Source organism: Salmonella sp. 32010601201800023SM (assembly GCF_017572235.1).
Taxonomy (GTDB): domain Bacteria; phylum Pseudomonadota; class Gammaproteobacteria; order Enterobacterales; family Enterobacteriaceae; genus Salmonella; species Salmonella enterica.
The window spans coordinates 905,449-925,667 of record NZ_JAGEQS010000001.1; the positions used below are offsets into that span (position 1 = coordinate 905,449).

At 51.4% G+C, this 20,219-nt stretch carries 18 protein-coding genes; 10 read left to right on the forward strand and 8 right to left on the reverse strand.

Annotated features, from left to right (window positions below; genetic code table 11):
• Positions 1-42 precede the first annotated feature (42 nt).
• On the forward strand, positions 43-1,638 hold the full coding sequence (locus tag J4617_RS04565; RefSeq protein ID WP_000700599.1) for an acyl CoA:acetate/3-ketoacid CoA transferase: 1,596 nt from the start codon (positions 43-45) through the stop codon (positions 1,636-1,638).
• 13 nt (positions 1,639-1,651) lie between these two features.
• Positions 1,652-2,803 (forward strand): acyl-CoA dehydrogenase, encoded by a 1,152-nt coding sequence (locus J4617_RS04570; protein ID WP_000347819.1) that lies wholly within the window; start codon positions 1,652-1,654, stop codon positions 2,801-2,803.
• Between the two features lie 75 nt (positions 2,804-2,878).
• Here the strand turns inward: J4617_RS04570 and J4617_RS04575 are convergent, their stop codons facing one another.
• Complete coding sequence (locus J4617_RS04575) at positions 2,879-3,769, reverse strand: AraC family transcriptional regulator (protein WP_000284832.1); 891 nt, start codon at positions 3,767-3,769, stop codon at positions 2,879-2,881.
• A gap of 462 nt (positions 3,770-4,231) precedes the next feature.
• Between J4617_RS04575 and J4617_RS04580 the strand changes: the two genes are divergently transcribed.
• The 5 genes from J4617_RS04580 to fadK all read left to right on the forward strand — a co-directional run bounded on the left by J4617_RS04580 (position 4,232) and on the right by fadK (position 9,464).
• Positions 4,232-4,996, forward strand: a complete 765-nt coding sequence (locus J4617_RS04580) for an electron transfer flavoprotein (RefSeq protein ID WP_000692095.1) — start codon at positions 4,232-4,234, stop codon at positions 4,994-4,996.
• Positions 4,997-5,017: 21 nt separating this feature from the next.
• Complete coding sequence (locus tag J4617_RS04585; protein WP_001015885.1) at positions 5,018-5,953, forward strand: electron transfer flavoprotein subunit alpha; 936 nt, start codon at positions 5,018-5,020, stop codon at positions 5,951-5,953.
• A gap of 56 nt (positions 5,954-6,009) precedes the next feature.
• Positions 6,010-7,296 carry an FAD-dependent oxidoreductase gene (locus tag J4617_RS04590; protein WP_017465446.1) on the forward strand — a complete coding sequence of 429 codons (1,287 nt, stop codon included), beginning with the start codon at positions 6,010-6,012 and terminating at the stop codon, positions 7,294-7,296.
• Entirely contained in the window at positions 7,293-7,586 is a 294-nt protein-coding gene (locus J4617_RS04595) for a ferredoxin family protein (RefSeq protein WP_000093362.1), read from the forward strand. The genes J4617_RS04590 and J4617_RS04595 overlap by 4 nt, the downstream gene beginning before the upstream one ends.
• Before the next feature lie 237 nt (positions 7,587-7,823).
• Positions 7,824-9,464 carry a medium-chain fatty-acid--CoA ligase gene (fadK, locus tag J4617_RS04600; protein WP_000117492.1) on the forward strand — a complete coding sequence of 547 codons (1,641 nt, stop codon included), beginning with the start codon at positions 7,824-7,826 and terminating at the stop codon, positions 9,462-9,464.
• 41 nt (positions 9,465-9,505) lie between these two features.
• On the opposite strand, the gene ppsA is transcribed toward fadK, so the two are convergent.
• Complete coding sequence (ppsA, locus tag J4617_RS04605) at positions 9,506-11,884, reverse strand: phosphoenolpyruvate synthase (protein WP_000069340.1); 2,379 nt, start codon at positions 11,882-11,884, stop codon at positions 9,506-9,508.
• Positions 11,885-12,220: 336 nt separating this feature from the next.
• Between ppsA and ppsR the strand changes: the two genes are divergently transcribed.
• The 3 genes from ppsR to hemP all read left to right on the forward strand — a co-directional run bounded on the left by ppsR (position 12,221) and on the right by hemP (position 14,604).
• Entirely contained in the window at positions 12,221-13,054 is an 834-nt protein-coding gene (ppsR, locus tag J4617_RS04610; protein WP_000370992.1) for a posphoenolpyruvate synthetase regulatory kinase/phosphorylase PpsR, read from the forward strand.
• Positions 13,055-13,209: 155 nt separating this feature from the next.
• Positions 13,210-14,256 carry a 3-deoxy-7-phosphoheptulonate synthase AroH gene (aroH, locus tag J4617_RS04615; RefSeq protein ID WP_001082196.1) on the forward strand — a complete coding sequence of 349 codons (1,047 nt, stop codon included), beginning with the start codon at positions 13,210-13,212 and terminating at the stop codon, positions 14,254-14,256.
• Between the two features lie 156 nt (positions 14,257-14,412).
• Positions 14,413-14,604, forward strand: coding sequence for a hemin uptake protein HemP (gene hemP, locus J4617_RS04620; RefSeq protein WP_000089115.1), 192 nt, complete (start codon positions 14,413-14,415; stop codon positions 14,602-14,604).
• Between the two features lie 35 nt (positions 14,605-14,639).
• Here hemP and selO read toward each other — a convergent pair whose 3' ends face one another.
• From selO to btuC, 6 genes are all read right to left on the reverse strand, one after another.
• On the reverse strand, positions 14,640-16,082 hold the full coding sequence (gene selO, locus J4617_RS04625; protein WP_017465445.1) for a protein adenylyltransferase SelO: 1,443 nt from the start codon (positions 16,080-16,082) through the stop codon (positions 14,640-14,642).
• 61 nt (positions 16,083-16,143) lie between these two features.
• On the reverse strand, positions 16,144-16,854 hold the full coding sequence (gene ydiV / locus J4617_RS04630) for an anti-FlhDC factor YdiV (protein WP_000561992.1): 711 nt from the start codon (positions 16,852-16,854) through the stop codon (positions 16,144-16,146).
• A gap of 313 nt (positions 16,855-17,167) precedes the next feature.
• On the reverse strand, positions 17,168-17,632 hold the full coding sequence (locus tag J4617_RS04635; RefSeq protein WP_001213256.1) for an NlpC/P60 family protein: 465 nt from the start codon (positions 17,630-17,632) through the stop codon (positions 17,168-17,170).
• Between the two features lie 76 nt (positions 17,633-17,708).
• Positions 17,709-18,458: a vitamin B12 ABC transporter ATP-binding protein BtuD gene (gene btuD, locus J4617_RS04640; protein WP_000080607.1), complete on the reverse strand. Its 750-nt coding sequence runs from the start codon at positions 18,456-18,458 to the stop codon at positions 17,709-17,711.
• Positions 18,458-19,009 carry a glutathione peroxidase gene (locus tag J4617_RS04645; protein WP_050190878.1) on the reverse strand — a complete coding sequence of 184 codons (552 nt, stop codon included), beginning with the start codon at positions 19,007-19,009 and terminating at the stop codon, positions 18,458-18,460. Before J4617_RS04645 ends, btuD begins: the two co-directional genes overlap by 1 nt.
• Positions 19,010-19,100: 91 nt before the next feature.
• Positions 19,101-20,081 (reverse strand): vitamin B12 ABC transporter permease BtuC, encoded by a 981-nt coding sequence (btuC, locus tag J4617_RS04650; protein ID WP_000954984.1) that lies wholly within the window; start codon positions 20,079-20,081, stop codon positions 19,101-19,103.
• Positions 20,082-20,219: the final 138 nt, after the last annotated feature.

Genomic DNA, 20,219 nt, shown 5'->3' on the forward strand with positions numbered 1-20,219 from the left:
GGTTATATCGATATTGCTTTCAGGGATAATAGTGGAGTAAATATGAAAATCAATAAGCCATCACGCATTAATGGCCGCGTTCCCGTGCTCTCTGCACAAGAAGCAGTAAATTATATTCCAGATGAGGCCACTTTATGTATTCTGGGCGCAGGCGGCGGTATTCTCGAAGCGACAACATTAATTACCGCACTGGCAGATAAATATCAAACAACCCAGTCACCACGAGATTTATCTATTATTAGCCCTACCGGATTAGGTGACCGCGCCGATCGCGGCATCAGCCCGCTGGCGCAGGAGGGATTGGTAAAATGGGCGCTATGCGGACATTGGGGGCAATCTCCCCGTATTTCTGAACTGGCTGAACAAAATAAAATCGCCGCCTATAACTACCCACAAGGCGTATTAACCCAGACGCTGCGCGCCAGCGCCGCACACCAGCCGGGTATTCTGAGCGATATCGGTATTGGTACCTTTGTCGACCCTCGCCAACAGGGCGGAAAATTAAACGACGTGACTAAAGAAGATCTCATTAAGCTGGTAGAGATCGATAATAAAGAATATCTCTATTATAAAGCGATAGCGCCTAATGTGGCTTTTATCCGCGCCACCACCTGCGACAGCGAAGGCTATGCATCATTTGAAGATGAGGTGATGTATCTTGATGCGCTGGTGATCGCCCAGGCCGTTCACAATAATGGCGGTATTGTAATGATGCAGGTGCAGAAAATGGTAAAAAAAGCCACGCTGCATCCAAAATCCGTGCGTATTCCCGGCTATCTGGTGGATATTGTGGTTGTCGACGCCGACCAGACGCAACTCTATGGCGGCGCGCCGGTGAACCGATTTATCTCCGGGGATTTTACTCTTGATGATAGTACCCAGCTTACCCTGCCCCTTAATCAGCGCAAGCTGGTAGCCCGACGCGCGCTGTTTGAAATGCGTAAAGGCGCGGTAGGCAATGTGGGCGTAGGCATTGCCGACGGTATTGGTCTGGTCGCTCGCGAGGAAGGCTGCGCCGATGACTTCGTGCTGACCGTAGAAACTGGCCCGGTGGGCGGTATTACCTCTCAGGGCGTGGCCTTCGGCGCTAATGTCAACACCCGCGCGATCCTTGATATGACCTCACAATTTGATTTTTATCACGGCGGTGGGCTCGATGTCTGCTATTTAAGTTTTGCCGAAGTGGATCAACACGGTAATGTCGGTGTACATAAATTCAACGGCAAAATTATGGGCACCGGCGGGTTTATCGATATTAGCGCAACGTCGCAAAAAATTATTTTCTGCGGAACTCTGACGGCCGGAAGTTTAAAAACTGAAATTACCGATGGCAAATTAAATATTCTGCAGGAAGGTCGCGTGAAAAAATTCGTCAGCGAACTGCCGGAAATTACGTTCAGTGGAAAAATTGCGCTTGAGCGCGGGTTAGACGTGCGTTACATCACTGAACGTGCGGTTTTCACTCTCAAGCAAGATGGCCTGCATTTAATTGAAATTGCGCCTGGCGTCGATCTGCAACGGGATATTCTTGACAAGATGGATTTTTCACCGGTTATCTCACCAGATTTAAAACTGATGGACACAAGATTATTTACCGATAGCACTATGGGATTCACGCTTCCTGACGCAACACATTAAAAGGAGTACAAATATGGATTTTTCATTAACTGAAGAACAAGAACTATTACTGGCCAGTATTCGCGAGTTAATCACCAGCAATTTTCCGGAAGAGTATTTCCGTACCTGCGATCAAACGGGCACCTATCCCAAAGAATTTATGCAGGCGCTGGCGGAAAACGGTATTTCGATGCTGGGCGTCCCGGAAGAATTCGGCGGCATTCCGGCTGACTATGTAACGCAAATGCTGGCGCTGATGGAAATCTCAAAATGCGGCGCTCCGGCCTTTTTGATTACCAACGGCCAATGCATTCACAGTATGCGCCGTTTTGGTTCCGCAGAACAACTGCGTAAAACAGCAGAAAGTACTCTGGCCACCGGCGATCCAGCATATGCGCTAGCCTTAACAGAACCTGGCGCGGGCTCTGATAATAATAGCGCCACAACAACCTGGACGCGTAAAAACGGCAAGGTTTATCTTAACGGCCAAAAAACATTTATCACCGGTGCAAAAGAATATCCTTACATGCTGGTTCTGGCGCGCGATACGGAGCCAAAAGATCCTAAAAAAGCGTTCACGCTTTGGTGGGTGGACTCAAATAAACCGGGCATAAAGATTAATCCGCTGCACAAAATTGGCTGGCACATGTTGAGTACATGCGAAGTTTATCTCGATAATGTCGAGGTGGACGAAAGCGACCGGGTCGGTGAAGAAGGCATGGGTTTCCTCAATGTCATGTACAATTTTGAGATGGAGCGTTTGATTAATGCGGCGCGCAGTACAGGTTTCGCCGAATGCGCGTTTGAAGATGCCGCCCGTTACGCCAACCAGCGTATCGCCTTTGGTAAACCCATCGGCCATAACCAGATGATCCAGGAAAAGCTGGCGTTAATGGCCATCAAAATCGAAAACATGCGCAATATGGTGTTGAAAGTCGCCTGGCAGGCCGATCGGGAAGAGTCACTGCGTACCAGCGCCGCGCTGGCTAAGCTGTACTGCGCACGCACAGCGATGGAAGTGATTGACGATGCGATTCAGATTATGGGTGGGCTTGGTTATACTGACGAAGCCCGTGTCTCCCGCTTCTGGCGCGATGTTCGCTGCGAACGTATCGGTGGCGGCACGGATGAAATTATGATCTATGTGGCAGGACGCCAGATTCTTAAAGACTATCAGAACAAGTAAGGATCGTACCGGAACGTCTTATTCGGCCTGACTGCTTTACGGCATCAGGCCGAATAAATCAGATAAATTTCGCCGTCAGGTATTTGGCAGCAAATACGCCTGCTCAACCAAGCTATTTTTAAATTGCTTACGATAATCGTTGGGAGAACATCCTACATGCCGCATAAACAATTTGGCAAAATGGTCCACATTTTCATATCCTACCCGCCATGAAATTTCTGCCAGTGGCGACTCTGTGTTTGTCAGCGCAAACTTGGCCTCGGTCATACGTCGTTGAATAACATAGTTGATAGGGGATATATGATATTCTTTGGCAAATTCATGGCATATATAACTGACGCTGGCGCGAAATTTTTTCGATAGCTGGTCAAGCGTGATTTTTTCACGATAATTATTATTGAGATAAACAAGCACATCCTTAATTAATACATCTTTTTTAATGTAGCCTTGTTCAGAACGATAGGCATTTTTAAAATTTTCATAGTAAAGTGCGGTCAGAGTGTAAGCAAATGCATCGTATACAGAGGAAGCCAATACGTTTTTCCCCTGCGGAAGTAACACGCTTAATTCATTAAAGATACTTTTAATGACCTCTTTCCCCTGAACCACGGAAACCACCGGACAGGAATGACTCTGCAATAGTTGGTTTTCTTCCCAACCTGGAAAACAAAACCCATACAGCGCACAGGTATAGGTGGTAGCCGGCGAATTGCTGTCGGATGCTACAGCGTGTAGCCGCCCCCGCTCAACGACGACAATATCGTCCGCATGCGCGACGTAGAGTGAAGAGTCAATAATTAACCTGGCTATCCCTTTTTTGACGTAAATAAGCTCTGTTTCATTATCATGCATATGATGGCCAGACTCCCAGTTTGGATCATCGCTAATGACAAAACGTGAAAATCGAGGGGTCTTGTCCTGTTCAAAAATCGTCTCCGCGGCGGAGTCAAAACAGCGCTGATACATAATAACCTCTGTCAGGTTTAAAAAGATAACCAGGATAAAATAAAGCGAGCGTCAGTGTTGTACAACCGTGGAGATTACCAGCAAAACAAGATTATTCGTTCCGAATGCAAGATATTATGTTCTTTTGCAGACAGCTCAGATTACCTGTCGATAGCGTATTATCAGACAAAAATACATAGCCGACATATCTTTGATGTTTTCTTTTAACCTCACAGAAACAACATCGCACGTTTCATGTTAAAAAATGATGATATGCTTCGCACTTATTATTCTCACTACCGTATTTATATTTTTATGACGCCCTTTTCAGATGGTTGCTAACGATTCTCTGTTCGCAGATTTTTCGTGCAAGATTGTTGGCAAGGAAAACAGATTGACCCATCGAAAACCTCTTCAGACTGCCGCAGACTATTTTCAGTCAGATTTACGTTACTTATCCGCACGCGACTCACTGGAGATGCAATGAAAATAATAACCTGCTTTAAGTTGGTGCCTGAAGAACAGGACATTACCGTGACCCCGGAGCATTCGCTCAATTTTGATCGTGCCGAGGCCAAAATCAGCCAGTTTGATTTAAATGCAATTGAGGCCGCCGCGCAGTTAGCTGGCGATGGCGACGAGATCGCCGCGCTCACCGTCGGCGGCTCTCTGTTACAAAATTCAAAAGTCCGCAAAGATGTGTTATCCCGCGGGCCAGATGCGCTTTTTATGGTTCAGGATGCGCAGCTGGAGCACGCCCTGCCCAAAGAAACCGCGCTGGCGCTAGCATCCGCGGCGGAGAAAATCGGCTTTGACCTGCTGCTCTTTGGAGAGGGCTCCGGCGATATTTATGCCCAACAGGTGGGCCTGCTGACTGGCGAACTCCTGAAACTCCCCGTCATCAACGCAGTAAGCCATATTCAACGCGACGGCGACAAAATCATCGTTGAACGCACACTGGAAGAAGACGTTGAAATTATCGAGCTCACGCTGCCCGCGGTGCTTTGCGTGACCTCAGATATTAACGTTCCACGCATCCCGTCAATGAAAGCCATTCTCGGCGCCGGGAAAAAAGCCGTTACGTCGTGGCTGGCGAGCGATATCCACTGGACCCCAACCACGCCACTGGCGGAACTGGTCGCCATCTCGGTACCGCCGCAGACAGAACGCAAGCATATCATTCTCGATAACGATTCGCCGGAAGCCATTACCGCACTGGCCGACCATTTGAAAAAATCCCTGAACTAAACCCAACGGAGAAAAATTATCATGAATCATTTAGCTAACGTATGGGTATTTAGCGATAACGTAGAGCGTTATGCCGAATTAATGACCGGCGCGCGGCAGTGGGGAGAAAAAGTTTACGCCATCGTGCAAGGAAACACGGAGATCGACTACGTGAAAGCGCTTGGCGCTGATGAGATAGTCGTTCTTGAATCGCATACGGATTTGCAGCGCGTGGAAAACTATGCCGAAACGCTGGCCTCATTATTAGGCGACCAAAATGGGCTGCTGCTCATGGCGGCGACCAAGCGCTGTAAAGCGCTTGGCGCCCGGCTGAGCATCCAGCTTGACGCCATGATGGTGAACGACGCGACGTCTATTGACCTCCTCGACGGGACGCTACACGCAGAGCATCGCATGTACGGCGGACTTGCTTTCGGCAAAGAGAAATTAAACAGTCCGCAGGCGATTATTACGCTGGCACCCGGCGTGCTGGAACCCGCCGCCCCTCTCCCCGGTCATACTTGCCCGCAGACCACGCTGGCATATATTGCCCCACGCCACGAGGTATTGTGCCAGCAGCGGCGCGCGAAATCGCTAAGCAGCGTCGATTTGAGCAAAGCCAAACGGGTCATCGGCGTAGGACGAGGCCTGGCGGCGCAAAGCGATCTGGATATGGTGCATAAACTGGCGACCGTCCTCGGCGCAGAAGTGGGCTGTTCCCGCCCCATTGCGGAAGGTGAAAACTGGATGGAACGCGAGCGTTATATTGGCGTATCCGGAGTTCTGTTGAAATCCGATCTCTATCTGACGCTGGGCATTTCCGGCCAAATTCAACATATGGTGGGTGGAAACGGCGCAAAAATTATTGTCGCAATTAACAAAGATAAAAACGCGCCCATTTTCAATTATGCCGATTATGGTCTGGTGGGCGATATCTATAAGGTTGTTCCTGCCCTCATCGACCAGTTAAGCCGCTAATTCCTTTTTCAACGCACATCTCCCGTCGTCGATACGGCGGGAAAGGAGCATAAAGCATGTCGGATGATAAATTTGACGCTATTGTGGTGGGCGCAGGCGTAGCAGGAGCGGTCGCCGCGTATGTGATGGCAAAAGCGGGACTGGATGTACTGGTTATTGAACGCGGAAACAGCGCGGGCAGCAAAAATATGACCGGTGGCCGGCTCTACGCTCACAGTATCGAAAGTATTATGCCGGGATTCGCAACGTCCGCCCCCATCGAACGCGTCGTTACCCGTGAAAAAATCTCCTTTTTAACCGAAGAAAGCGCCGTCACACTTGATTTTCACCGCGCGCCCCCTACTCCGCCCCTTACGTCATATACCGTACTGCGCAACAAACTGGACCCGTGGTTAATGGCGCAGGCGGAGCAGGCTGGCGCGCAGTTTATCCCAGGTGTACGGGTCGACGCTCTGGTACGTGAAGGCAATCGCGTCACTGGCGTTCAGGCCGGGGATGATATTCTTGATGCGAATATTGTGATTCTCGCGGACGGCGTGAATTCCATGCTGGGCCGTTCACTGGACATGGTGCCTGCCTCGTCTGCGCATCACTATGCCGTCGGCGTAAAAGAGTTGATTGGGCTCTCTCCGGCACTTATTGAAGAGCGCTTTAATCTGGCGTCCCATGAAGGCGCCGCCTGGTTATTCGCTGGCGCGCCCTCCAACGGGCTCATGGGCGGCGGGTTTCTTTATACCAACCGCGATTCGGTTTCTCTGGGGCTGGTATGTGGCCTGGGCGACATTGCTCACGCGACCAAAAGCGTACCGCAAATGCTGGAAGATTTTAAACAGCATCCGGCGATACGCCCTTTGATTCAGGGGGGAACGCTGCTTGAATACTCCGCTCATATGGTGCCCGAAGGCGGCATAGCAATGATGCCGGAGCTGGCAAATGACGGTGTGATGATTGTCGGCGACGCCGCCGGTCTTTGTCTGAATCTCGGCTATACCGTCCGCGGCATGGATTTAGCCATCGCGTCCGCGCAAGCGGCCGCTCAAACCGCCATTGACGCTAAAGCGCGGCAAGATTTTTCCGCCGCGAGTCTTGCCGGTTACAAACGCGCGCTGGAGAAAAACGGCGTGTTACGCGATATGCGGCATTTCCGCAAACTCCCCGGATTAATGGAAAACCCACGGCTTTTTACCGAGTACCCGCGTATGGCGGCAAACATTGTGGGCGATCTGTTCACCGTTGATGGCGGTCCAGTCCCACCGTTGCGTAAAACTATCCTGTCACATGCGAAAAAAATTGGACTGGTGAATCTATTAAAAGACGGCATAAAAGGGGCTACGGCATTATGAGTTCGGACAATAAGGTGAATGTTGACGTCAAATTGGGCGTAAATAAATTTTACGTAGATGAAGGACACCCACATATCATTTTGCGCTCCTCGCCTGACATGCAGGAGTTTAATAAATTAATAAAAGCCTGCCCTGCCGGACTCTATAAGCTGGACGATGCGGGAAATATTCATTTTGACTCCGCGGGCTGCCTGGAATGCGGGACCTGCAGGGTTCTCTGCGGCAATACTCTTCTCGAAAAATGGGAATACCCGGCGGGAACGTTCGGCGTTGAGTTTCGCTACGGCTGACGCTCTGAAACACCGGATAACGACGCTACGGCGTCTTAGAGCCTATCCCAGTAGGCGTTATTGGCGCAGCCAGTTTGGACACGGACAGCGCGCAAAAACCGGAGCGTACACGTAGTACGTGAGGATTTTGAGCACTGCCCAGGTCTAAAATGGCAAGTAAAATAGCCCTAATGGGATAGGCTCTTATTCGGCTTGCCCCCGGAGATTACGTCATTTGTATTAATAGAGAACAAGTCAATGAGTGTTACATTAACGTTTGACGCCGCAAGGCGGAAAACCTATCGCGAGTCCGGCTACTGGGGCGATGCTTCACTGGGCGACTACTGGCGGCAAACCGCACGCGCCGTACCCGATAAAATCGCCGTGGTCGATAATCATGGCGCGTCCTGGACCTACGCCGCACTCGACTGCGCGGCAAGCCGCCTGGCAAACTGGTTACTGTCTCAGGGGATTCAACCGGGCGATCGCGTGGCCTTTCAGCTTCCGGGCTGGTGTGAGTTTACCCTCATTTATCTGGCCTGCCTGAAAACGGGCGCGGTATCTGTCCCGCTACTTCCCGCCTGGCGAGAAGCAGAGCTGGTTTGGGTGCTGAACAAATGTCAGGCTAAAATATTCTTCGCCCCCACCGTATTCAAACAGAATCGTCCGGTCGATCTTATCCTTCCGCTACAAAATCAACTGCGCCATCTGACGCATATTGTCGGCGTGGATAAACTGGCGCCTGCCACCACAGCGCTTGCGCTTAGTCAAATCATCGACCGCAGCGAACCGTTGCAGTCAGACATTAACATTCACGGTGATGAGCTGGCGGCAGTGCTGTTTACCTCCGGCACAGAAGGAATGCCGAAAGGGGTGATGTTGACCCACAATAATATTCTTGCCAGCGAACGGGCGTATTGCGCGCGGTTGAATTTAACCTGGCAAGATGTGTTCCTGATGCCTGCGCCACTGGGCCACGCCACCGGATTTTTACACGGCGTCACCGCGCCCTTTTTAATCGGGGCGCGTAGCGTATTGCTGGACATCTTTACCCCAGAAGCCTGCCTTACCTTATTAGCGCAGCAACGCTGTACCTGTATGTCAGGCGCGACGCCGTTTATTTACGATCTGCTTTGTGCCGTTGAGCAACAGCCTGCCGACCTCTCCTCACTGCGATTCTTCTTATGCGGCGGCACGACTATTCCCAAAAAGGTTGCCCGCGACTGCCAGCAGCGCGGTATCAAATTATTGAGTATTTACGGTTCTACAGAAAGTTCTCCACACTCTATGGTTAATCTGGGTGATTCGACTTCACGCATGATGAACACCGATGGTTATGCCGCCACCGGTGTAGAAATTAAAATCGTGGATGAAGATCGCAATACGCTTCCAGCAGGCCACGAAGGCGAAGAAGCCTCGCGCGGGCCGAACGTTTTTATGGGATACCTGGACGAGCCGGAACTTACCGCCCGCGCACTGGATAATGAGGGCTGGTATTACAGCGGCGACCTCTGCCGCATGGATGAAGACGGTTATATCAAAATTACCGGGCGCAAAAAGGATATTATTATACGTGGAGGTGAAAATATCAGCAGTCGCGAGGTGGAGGATATTTTATTGCAACACCCCCGCATACACGATGCTTGCGTCGTTGCTATGCCTGATGAACGCTTAGGCGAACGTTCATGCGCGTATGTAGTCTTAAAACCGCCGCACCTTTCGCTGACGCTGGAAGAGGTGATCGCTTTTTTCAGTCGAAAACGGGTAGCGAAGTATAAATATCCGGAACGGATCGTCATCGTAGAAAAACTGCCCAGAACCGCCTCTGGCAAAGTGCAGAAGTTTCTGTTGCGGCAGGATATTATTGAGCGGCTGCGCCAGGAGCACACTGCGGTATAAATTGCCGGATGGCGACGTTAACGCCGCCATCCGGTATTACACTACTTCTTCAGTTCCGCCAGACTCAGCCAGGTCTGAACCACGGTGTCCGGGTTCAGCGACAGGCTGTCGATCCCCTCTTCCATCAGCCAGGCGGCAAAGTCTTCATGGTCGGACGGACCCTGACCACAAATTCCAACATATTTGCCCTGTTTTTTCGCCGCGCGGATCGCCATCGACAGCAGCGCTTTCACCGCGTCGTTACGCTCGTCAAACAGTTCAGACACCACGCCGGAATCGCGATCCAGCCCCAGCGCCAGCTGCGTCATGTCGTTAGAACCAATCGAGAAGCCATCAAAATACTCGAGGAACTGTTCAGCCAGCAAGGCATTGGACGGGATCTCGCACATCATGATGATCTTCAGCCCGTTCTCGCCGCGTTTAAGCCCCTGGCGCGCCAGCTCTTCGATGACCGCTTTCGCCTGGTCGACCGTCCGCACGAACGGGATCATGATTTCGACGTTGGTAAGGCCCATATCGTTGCGCACGCGTTTCACCGCTTCGCATTCCAGCGCAAAACAATCGCGGAAACTTTCTGCGACGTAACGGCCCGCGCCGCGGAAGCCCAGCATCGGGTTTTCTTCATGCGGCTCATAGCGTTCGCCGCCGACCAGGTTGGCGTATTCGTTGGACTTAAAGTCAGACAGGCGAACGATGACGCGTTTCGGGTAGAAGGCGGCGCCTAACGTCGCGATCCCTTCCGTCAGTCGACCAACGTAAAATTCACGCGGCGAGTCAAACCCTTTCATCATCTCACGAATGTCGTTTTGCAGCGCGGCATCCTGGTCGTCAAACTCCAGCAGCGCGCGTGGGTGAACGCCAATCATACGGTTAATGATGAATTCCAGTCGCGCCAGACCTACGCCTTCATTCGGCAGGCAGGCAAAGTCAAATGCCCTGTCCGGGTTGCCGACATTCATCATGACCTTCAGCGGTAGCTCTGGCATGGTGTCTACGCTGGAGCTTTTTACGCTGAAATCCAGCATGTCGGCATAAACATAACCGGTATCACCTTCTGCGCAGGAGACGGTTACTTTTTCGCCATCTTTCATGCGTTCGGTGGCGTCGCCGCAGCCGACTACCGCCGGAATGCCCAATTCGCGGGCGATAATCGCCGCGTGACAGGTGCGCCCGCCACGGTTAGTGACAATCGCCGCCGCTTTTTTCATGATCGGTTCCCAGTCCGGGTCGGTCATATCGGTGACAAGCACATCGCCAGGCTCAATACGGTTCATTTCGCCGATATCGTGAATAACTTTCACCGTACCCGCGCCGATACGATGACCAATGGCGCGACCTTCGGCAATGATTTTCCCCTGCGCATGTAGCGTATAACGCTCCATCACCTGGCCACGGGAGCGCACGGTTTCCGGACGTGCCTGCACAATAAAGAGCTTACCGGTATGACCGTCTTTCGCCCATTCGATATCCATCGGACGACCATAGTGCTGCTCAATCTGCACCGCTTGTTTCGCCAGTTCCTGCACTTCTTCGTTGGTGAGCGAGAAAATGTCGCGCTGTTCCTGCGGCACATCTTCAATCTTCACTTGCTTGCCGTGCTCCTGGGTGGCGGCGTAAACCATGCGGATTTTTTTCGACCCCATGGTGCGGCGTACGATGGCCGGACGGCCTGCCGCCAGGGTTGGCTTATGGACATAAAATTCATCCGGGTTAACCGCGCCCTGCACCACCATTTCACCCAGTCCCCATGCCGAGGTGATAAAGACCACCTGGTCAAAGCCGGATTCGGTATCGATAGAGAACATCACCCCTGACGAGGCGAGATCGGAGCGAACCATCCGCTGCACGCCAGCGGAAAGCGCTACGCCGCGATGATCATATCCCTGGTGAACGCGATAAGAGATGGCGCGATCGTTAAACAGAGAAGCAAATACGTGTTTCACTGCCACCAGCACCGCGTCGAAGCCCTGAACGTTAAGAAACGTTTCCTGTTGGCCCGCAAACGAAGCATCTGGCATATCTTCCGCCGTGGCGGAGGAACGCACGGCAAAAGAGGCATTTTCATCATCCGACGAAAGCTGCGCATAGGCATCGCGGATGGCGTTTTCCAGCTCCGGCTGGAAAGGAGTGTCGATAATCCACTGGCGGATCTGCGCGCCCGCTTTCGCCAGCTGGGAGACATCATCAATATCTGTCTTATCCAGCAGCTCATAAATGCGCTGGTTTACGCCGCTTTGATCCAAAAACTGGTTAAACGCATCGGCAGTGGTTGCAAAACCATTCGGAACGGATACGCCCATGCCGGAAAGGTTAGTAATCATTTCACCCAGGGAGGCATTTTTGCCCCCAACTCTGTCTACATCATTCATGCCGAGTTGGTTATACCAAAGCACCAGCGGTGACGAGCCATTGTTGGACATCGAACAATCCTTTTGTGATAAATGAACGAGTTTAAGAAACACATAGTTGCGTATTTATCCTGGCATACTTAAACCCGCGAAAAAAACGGTGAATCGTTCAAGCAAATTTATTTTTTCATTTTTTCAGATTGTTTACGTAGTTGCGCAAACCCGCGCATAGCACGGCATTCCCTTAATCACCCACGGTATAAACTGCGTTTCCAGGAAATGAAACACACTTTTCATTAATTATAAAAAGTGCCTGTCATTTTATAAAATAAGCGACAAGTTATACGTTTCCCGTTACTTTTAATTTATGCTTTCAGATAATTATGTTTACTCTTCAGGATGAACAGAATGGATAATGTTGTTGATCGCCATGTTTTCTATATTTCTGATGGTACCGCCATCACCGCCGAGGTCCTGGGTCACGCGGTTATGTCACAGTTTCCGGTGACGATCAGCAGCATCACGCTGCCATTCGTGGAAAACGAAAGTCGCGCCCGCGCCGTCAAAGACCAAATTGACGCCATTTATCAGCAAACCGGCGTTCGCCCGCTGGTGTTTTACTCGATTGTTTTACCTGAAATTCGCGCCATCATCTTACAGAGCGAAGGTTTCTGCCAGGATATCGTCCAGGCGCTGGTGGCGCCGCTTCAGCAGGAGATGAAACTGGATCCGACGCCGATCGCTCATCGTACTCATGGGCTTAATCCGGGTAACCTGAACAAGTATGACGCCCGTATTGCCGCTATCGATTATACCCTGGCGCATGATGATGGCATTTCATTGCGCAACCTCGATCAGGCTCAGGTCATTTTACTTGGCGTTTCGCGCTGTGGAAAAACGCCCACCAGCCTCTATCTGGCGATGCAATTCGGTATTCGTGCGGCTAACTACCCTTTCATCGCCGATGATATGGATAATTTGACGCTGCCCACATCGTTAAAACCGCTACAACATAAACTGTTCGGCCTGACAATTGACCCTGAACGCCTGGCGGCAATTCGCGAAGAACGCCGTGAAAACAGTCGCTATGCCTCGTTGCGTCAGTGCCGCATGGAAGTGGCGGAGGTCGAAGCGCTGTATCGTAAGAATCAGATCCCCTGCCTGAACAGCACTAATTATTCCGTTGAAGAGATAGCCACCAAGATTCTCGATATTATGGGGCTTAACCGCAGGATGTACTAGCAAACTAGTTTAATGGATTGGTTTTTGTTATCATGCCGTTCTGCCTGCGAGGTGTGACACGCCTCGCACTTGAAATCAGCAGGGATTGGTTTATCGTGATGCCCATCACTTCCCGGTAGTCCTGCCGTTGAAGCAACAAATTTCTGAGACTTGTAATGAACAGAACCGACGAACTCCGTACTGCGCGTATCGACAGCCTGGTAACACCGACCGAACTCGCGCAGCGGTATCCTGTATCGTCCTCCGTCGCCAGTCACGTTACCGACTCCCGACGCCGGATAGAAAAGATTTTAAATGGTGAAGATCCACGGCTACTGGTCGTCATTGGCCCCTGTTCGATTCACGATCTGAATGCTGCCATGGAATACGCGACGCAGCTCCAGGCACAACGCCAAAAGCATCAGGCGCGTCTGGAGATCGTCATGCGCACCTATTTTGAAAAACCGCGCACCGTCGTGGGATGGAAAGGCCTGATTTCCGATCCCGACTTGAATGGCAGTTACCGCGTCAATTATGGGCTTGAACTGGCGCGTCGCTTGCTATTGCAGGTGAACGAACTGGGAGTACCGACCGCCACAGAATTTCTTGATATGGTCACCGGCCAGTTTATTGCCGATCTGATCAGTTGGGGAGCGATTGGCGCGCGTACCACCGAAAGCCAAATCCATCGGGAAATGGCTTCTGCGCTCTCTTGTCCGGTCGGCTTTAAAAATGGTACGGATGGCAATACCCGCATTGCCGTTGATGCTATTCGCGCCTCCCGCGCCAGTCATATGTTTCTCTCGCCGGATAAAGACGGACAGATGACTATCTACCAGACGAGTGGCAACCCGTATGGGCACATCATCATGCGCGGCGGTAAAAAACCGAACTACCACGCTGAAGATATTGCCGCCGCCTGCGACACGTTGCATGAATTTGATCTGCCGGAACATCTGGTCGTCGACTTCAGCCACGGCAACTGTCAAAAACAGCATCGCCGCCAGTTAGAGGTATGTGATGATATTTGCCAGCAGATTCGTAATGGCTCCACGGCAATTGCCGGGATTATGGCAGAGAGTTTTTTACGGGAAGGCACGCAAAAAATTATCAGCGGTCAACCATTAATCTATGGTCAGTCCATTACCGATCCTTGCCTGAACTGGGAAGATACGGAAGTTTTGTTGGAAAAACTTGCCGCGGCGGTAGACAGCCGCTTTTAATAGCTCGCCCATCCTGCCGGGATGGGCGTTTCTTCGATGCGTTACCCACCCTTTTCTCTACGCGCGCGTATATCACTCCACAGAATTAGCACTTGCTGTTATCGCATTAATTATTGATAATAATAATCATTGTGAGTTTGATTATTAATAAATAACATGTCGCGTATGGATAACACCGAGCTGCCTCACCCTAAGGAAATAGACAATGAAACGCTTCTCCCTGCCGCTGAACGGCGCGTCAACAGTCAGGCGCTATTAGGTCCGGACGGCAAAGTCATTATCGATCACAACGGTCAGGAGTATCTGTTGCGTAAAACTCAGGCCGGTAAGCTACTGTTAACCAAATAGCGCTCCCGCCAGCAGACGATTCTGCTGGCATCTGGCTAACTTGAACAACTGACCTCCAGCCGCTTTCCCCACTCCGGCGGTCGGCTGGCATAGTCATCATCTCGATCGGTAAAAGGTTGACGTAAAACTTCATGCAACCGATGCAGTTCCGCCATGTCTCCTTGTTCAGCCGCATCTATCGCGCGTTGCGCCAGCCAGTTGCGCAACACAACCGCAGGATTCACGCGTTGCATCTGCTGTTGGCGCAGCGCGTCATCCACCGCCTCTGTGCGCAATCGCGCCCGGTAGCGGTCGAACCAGGCATCGAACGCCGCGCGATCGATAAACGTATCCCGCAACGGCGAGGAGGCGCTCTGTTGCTCCGTATGGCTTAACATCCGAAATGTACGGGTATAATCACTCCCTTCGCGCGCCATCAGACTAAACAATTCATTCAGTAAAACGTTATCGTCTTTTTGCTCGGTAAAGAAGCCCAGCTTCTGGCGCATTCGCTGCCCATAGTGCGTTAACAACGCGTCCTGGTAACGATCCAGCGCTCTGTTTAACGCGTCGATCTCAATAAAAGGGGTTAACGTCTGCGCCAGACGTTGTAAATTCCACAGCGCCACCGACGGTTGATTATCGAAGCGGTAACGTCCCTGATGATCGGAATGGTTACCAATGAAGCCGGGATCGTAGTCGTCGAGAAAACCAAAGGGACCATAGTCGATGGTCAGCCCCAGAATCGACATGTTATCCGTATTCATAACGCCGTGCGCAAAACCGACGGTTTGCCACTCAGCGATGAGTCTTCCGGTACGCGCCGCCACCTCTTCAAACCACAAAGCATATTTTTCCGGAACATCCTGCCATTGCGGCCAATAATGACGAATAGCGAAATCAGCCAGTTGCTGAACTTTTTCCGGTTCACGGCGGTAGTAGAAATGTTCGAAATGACCAAAACGCATATGACTTTGCGCCAGACGCATTAACATCGCGCCCGTTTCCTGCGTCTCTCGCTGAACCGGCGTATCGCTGGTTACGATAGATAACGCGCGCGTAGTGGGAATACCCAGATAATGCATGGCTTCGCTGGCAAGGCTTTCTCGTATGGTTGAACGCAGGACGGCGCGTCCATCCCCCATTCGCGAATAGGGTGTTAATCCGGCGCCTTTCAGATGCCAGTCGAGGGTCGAGCCATCCGCCAGGAGCTGTTCGCCCAGCAAAATACCGCGTCCGTCGCCGAGTTGTCCCGCCCAGACGCCGAACTGATGCCCGCTATATACCTGCGCGACAGGCGACATACCGGGTAATAAGGTTTCGCCGCCCCAAACGCCAGCGCCATTGGTAGCGTCAAATAACGACGCGGGAATGGCTAACTGCTGCGCCAGTTTGTCGTTATACCAAATCAGTCGCGCATTTTTTAACGGTGTGGGTAAAAGCGCGGTATACGTTGCTGGCAGTTCATCGCGCCAACGGGCAGTAAAAGACAGGGTCATAGGGCCTCCTGTCTTCAGTGTAGACGGTTAATCACCGGTTAAACACCGGCAAACAGAAAGGTTATCGCTGAACGAGTTTAATGAGCTGGCTTACCGGCACCGGAGGCCATAGTCCGCCCTGGAATGCGCTAAATCCCAATGGCGCTGCGCGCGAAAACATCGCCTCATTATCAATACCGGCAATCATCAGCGACTCGCAGCTGGAGGAGATCTGGGCAACAATAGCGTGCATGAATGGTTCGAATGAGATCATTTCAGCTCGCTGCTGAATAAAATTTTTATCCAACATGACTCGTTTGAAAAGCCCATCGAAAATAGCTTTAGTCGACGCCTCGCCTGCCCCAAAATTTGCCAGCATTAATGGGAAATGCATTGCCAGATTAGCTAACGTTTCATTGTTTTTGCCCTGGTTTAACCCAGGATAATTCTCATTTATAGCTAATTCAAGAAACGGAAAGCGCGCTGCCCGGGAAAAAAGTTCGCTATCTAATAATAAGTCACTAATTGCGGGCGGTAAATTAAGCCATGCAATAAGTTTATGCTGAATAAAAAAGTGCTGACAGGTTTCTAACAACGCCAGTTTTTCAACAAACAGACAGTATTGTTCCTCCACCGAAAGGCGAGGCGCTACCAACTCAGTCGGCATCCGCACGGCGCCGTCTTCAGCGGCAAACGTTGCAATAATCTCTAAACCAACAAGCCGAGCATTTTCATCCATGACGGGAAGGAAAAAGAGTTCGGAATGGTAAAGCTCATCAAGTGAAGCAATCATTACGCCAGTCCCATGGTTAGGGCGCTATTCGCCATCCAGTCACTACGGACGGAAACAGACGTAACTTCAGATACTAATTGAAGCGTCATCATTTTTCTTGTTTACCGGTGAACCGGTTCCTTTTTTTAACTTACTCTGATTATAAACCAATATCCAATGTTGTACTTTTCACAGGGCGTGAACACGCCCGTTTTTAATAAAAGTACGTTTGTAAATGCTACGGTTATATCATTATATATGATGACAACAGATGTCATAAGTTCAACCGGCGATATGTTAAAAATAGACTATAAAATTTATATCGTCTGCGAGGTTAAATTCGCCGTGCCTGCCAGAAGTTTTTTCGCCAGTACACATTATCCAGCGATGAACGCATCACGCCACGACTGGTAGAGGCATGAATAAACTCATTATTTGTATCGTAAATACCAACATGTAAACCACTTTCGCCCGAACCGGTTTTAAAGAAAACCAAATCTCCGGGCAGCAATTCATCTTTATCGATTCTGGTGCCGATTTTTGATTGTTCACGCGTATCACGAGGCAACTGCAAATCAAACTTGTCGCGCATAGTGACTACCACAAAGCCGGAACAGTCCACGCCTCTGCGACTCATGCCGCCGTAACGGTATGGCGTACCGCGCCAGGACTGCAACTGATCGTTCAGACCCGCAATGACGGTAATGGAGTCTGATAATCTGGCATTTGGCGCCGGTGCCCGATGAGTACTGCATCCTGCCAGGAACAATGCTGTGATAACAAGAAGCCAAAAACGCATGCCGCAACAATCCTCTGTTTTTATTTTGGTATTAATTTAGCGTCGAAATTACCTGCTTTTCAAGAAACGATTTTACTTAAGTGGCCGAAATGAGCATTGGATGCCCCTCGACGTCGAGTCGTCGAAAGCGCAAACCGTAGGCTTGCGCCAGATAAGAGGGGGTGAGCACCTCTTCCCGGCGGCCGCAGGCAATGAGTTTACCGCGCTTTAGTAACCAGGCTTTATGCGCATGCCGCAGCGTGTGGTTCAGATCGTGGCTACTCATCACAATCGCAATTCCTGCCTGACATAAATGATGTAATACCCGATCCAGAGCGTTTTGTTGCGCAACATCGAGACTGTTCATCGGCTCATCAAGCAGCAATAATTGACCGACCGGATTAGCGTCGGGATGAATTTGTAGTACAACGGCAGCAAGGCGAACACGCTGCCACTCGCCACCGGAAAGCTGATTCACGCTTCGCCCCAGTTTGTCGCCCAATCCAAGCATATCGGCCACCTCGTTAAGCTGCCCGGTTCGCGTTTTATCAGGTTGATGCAATGTCAGGTAATGCCAGACCGGCATGGCGAACGGCGGATTTTGCTGTTGCGCAAGATAAGCGCGGTGTTGGGCAAGCGTTGCCGTCGCCCATGCCTCCAGCGGCGCTCCGCCAAACCTGATGCTCCCCTCGCCGGAGGTTAACCCCGCCATACGCGCCAGTAGCGTGCTTTTCCCGGCACCGTTCGGCCCGACAAGATGAAGGATCTCTCCTGCGCTTACTTCGCCGGAAAGCGGCCCCAGGCGGGTGCTCTCGGCGACATCCTTTAATTGCATCAATTGAGACATTATTTTGCCAACGCGATTTTTATGCTTTCCATCACAATAGGATCTTCAGGCGTCATATCCGGCGAAAAACGCTGTACCACCTGACCATCCCGGCCTACCAAAAATTTTTCAAAATTCCACAGAATATCATCCGGATAGAGTGGCGTACGCCCTTTGCTTACCATCCGTTCGTAAAAGCCGCTCTTCTCCGGCGCGACTGCCGTTGGCGCAGCGGCTATCAGTTTTTGATACAGCGGATGGCGCGCGTCGCCATTCACATCAATTTTACTGAACATCGGGAACGTGACGCCCCAGGTGCTGGCACAATAGGTTTTAATCTCCTCTTCGCTGCCTGGCTCCTGCCCCATAAACTGGTTGCAGGGAAAACCCAACACGACAACCCCCTGATCTGCCCACGCCTTCTGGATATTTTCCAACTGTTCATATTGCGGCGTCAGGCCACATCTGGAGGCGACGTTTACAATGAGCAGCACTTTTCCGGCGTATTTTTCAAGTGTAGTGACCTCTCCATCAATCGTCGTAACGTGAGTATTAAGAAGCGAGTTTTGCATGGTGTCTCCCTGATGTCGGTAGAATAGCGGGTTTCATCGTTAGCCTTTAATCATAGACTGCGAATGATGAAAGCAGTTGTTTACCGATGCGCTAACGCGCGGATTTGAGCAGCAGCCAGATAAACACTGGCGCCCCCAATGTGGCGGTGACCACCCCGATAGGCAGTTCAGCCGACGCCAGCGCCAGTCGGGCGACCACATCAGCCAATAGCAGGGCGATAGCCCCGGCCAGCGCGCAGCCGGGAAGTAAAACCCGGTGATCGGTTAAACCACATAAGCGCAGGATGTGCGGAATAACCAGACCGATAAAACCAATCGCCCCCGCCATCGCCACGCTGACGCCCACCATCCAGCCAGTGGCGACGACCAACAAATTGCGCCAGAACCACAGCGGCAGGCCAAGCTGCCGCGCCGAGGTTTCCCCTAGCGCCAGCATATTCAGCGGTTGCGACTGGCAACATATCCAGATCAGTACTGGGATGAGCGCAATCATTAGCCAGCTCTGCTGCCAGTCAACGCCGCCAAATCCTCCCATCATCCAGTACATTAATTGCCGCAGATCGAAAGAGGTGGAAAAATAGATAGCCCACGTCATCAGCGCGCTACAGATAATGCCCAGCGCGACGCCCGCCAACAACAAGCGGCTGGTAGAGAGGTGGCGGCGCGCAAAACGCAGCAGGATTAACGTAATAATGAGCGCGCCGGCTATAGCGCACAGTCCCAGCGCCCATCCTGGCAGTTGCCCCTGCCCCAGTAAGACGGCGGCAATAAGCCCAACACCGGCCCCATTCGAAACGCCGAGCAGACCCGGTTCAGCAAGTGGGTTTTCAAACAGCGCCTGCATCACGGCGCCAGATAGCGCCAGAGCAGCGCCAACCAGCAATACCGCAAGCGTGCGGGGAAGGCGAATTTGCCAGACAAACAGTTCCCCTCGGGCGCTTAACCAGTCACCGGGGGCAATCCACTGTTCGCCTGCGCATAAGCTCAGAAGTGTAGCCAGTAGCACCAGCAGTGACAGGCTCAGAAGCCAGCGAACGTTTCGTCGCTGTTGTTGGCGGGCAAAAGTCAGCATGTTATCCATTCAGCTGAAAAGAGGTAGCGTGATTTTACGGTGGGTATCCTTTACTTGAAAGAAAAAAGGCCGCAATGCGGCCTTTTTAGTTATACGGGTCATCTTTCAGGCTGACAGATACGCTGTCATCCCGCCGAT

Coding starts and splice junctions, on each gene's coding strand:
- ppsR (WP_000370992.1), top strand. CDS start 12,221: ATGGATAATGTTGTTGATCGCCATGTTTTCTATATTTCTGATGGTACC.
- fadK (WP_000117492.1), top strand. CDS start 7,824: ATGAGTGTTACATTAACGTTTGACGCCGCAAGGCGGAAAACCTATCGC.
- J4617_RS04565 (WP_000700599.1), top strand. CDS start 43: ATGAAAATCAATAAGCCATCACGCATTAATGGCCGCGTTCCCGTGCTC.
- J4617_RS04575 (WP_000284832.1), bottom strand. CDS start 3,769: ATGTATCAGCGCTGTTTTGACTCCGCCGCGGAGACGATTTTTGAACAG.
- aroH (WP_001082196.1), top strand. CDS start 13,210: ATGAACAGAACCGACGAACTCCGTACTGCGCGTATCGACAGCCTGGTA.
- J4617_RS04590 (WP_017465446.1), top strand. CDS start 6,010: ATGTCGGATGATAAATTTGACGCTATTGTGGTGGGCGCAGGCGTAGCA.
- hemP (WP_000089115.1), top strand. CDS start 14,413: ATGTCGCGTATGGATAACACCGAGCTGCCTCACCCTAAGGAAATAGAC.
- J4617_RS04595 (WP_000093362.1), top strand. CDS start 7,293: ATGAGTTCGGACAATAAGGTGAATGTTGACGTCAAATTGGGCGTAAAT.
- J4617_RS04580 (WP_000692095.1), top strand. CDS start 4,232: ATGAAAATAATAACCTGCTTTAAGTTGGTGCCTGAAGAACAGGACATT.
- ppsA (WP_000069340.1), bottom strand. CDS start 11,884: ATGTCCAACAATGGCTCGTCACCGCTGGTGCTTTGGTATAACCAACTC.
- selO (WP_017465445.1), bottom strand. CDS start 16,082: ATGACCCTGTCTTTTACTGCCCGTTGGCGCGATGAACTGCCAGCAACG.
- btuC (WP_000954984.1), bottom strand. CDS start 20,081: ATGCTGACTTTTGCCCGCCAACAACAGCGACGAAACGTTCGCTGGCTT.
- J4617_RS04635 (WP_001213256.1), bottom strand. CDS start 17,632: ATGCGTTTTTGGCTTCTTGTTATCACAGCATTGTTCCTGGCAGGATGC.
- J4617_RS04585 (WP_001015885.1), top strand. CDS start 5,018: ATGAATCATTTAGCTAACGTATGGGTATTTAGCGATAACGTAGAGCGT.
- ydiV (WP_000561992.1), bottom strand. CDS start 16,854: ATGATTGCTTCACTTGATGAGCTTTACCATTCCGAACTCTTTTTCCTT.
- btuD (WP_000080607.1), bottom strand. CDS start 18,458: ATGTCTCAATTGATGCAATTAAAGGATGTCGCCGAGAGCACCCGCCTG.
- J4617_RS04645 (WP_050190878.1), bottom strand. CDS start 19,009: ATGCAAAACTCGCTTCTTAATACTCACGTTACGACGATTGATGGAGAG.
- J4617_RS04570 (WP_000347819.1), top strand. CDS start 1,652: ATGGATTTTTCATTAACTGAAGAACAAGAACTATTACTGGCCAGTATT.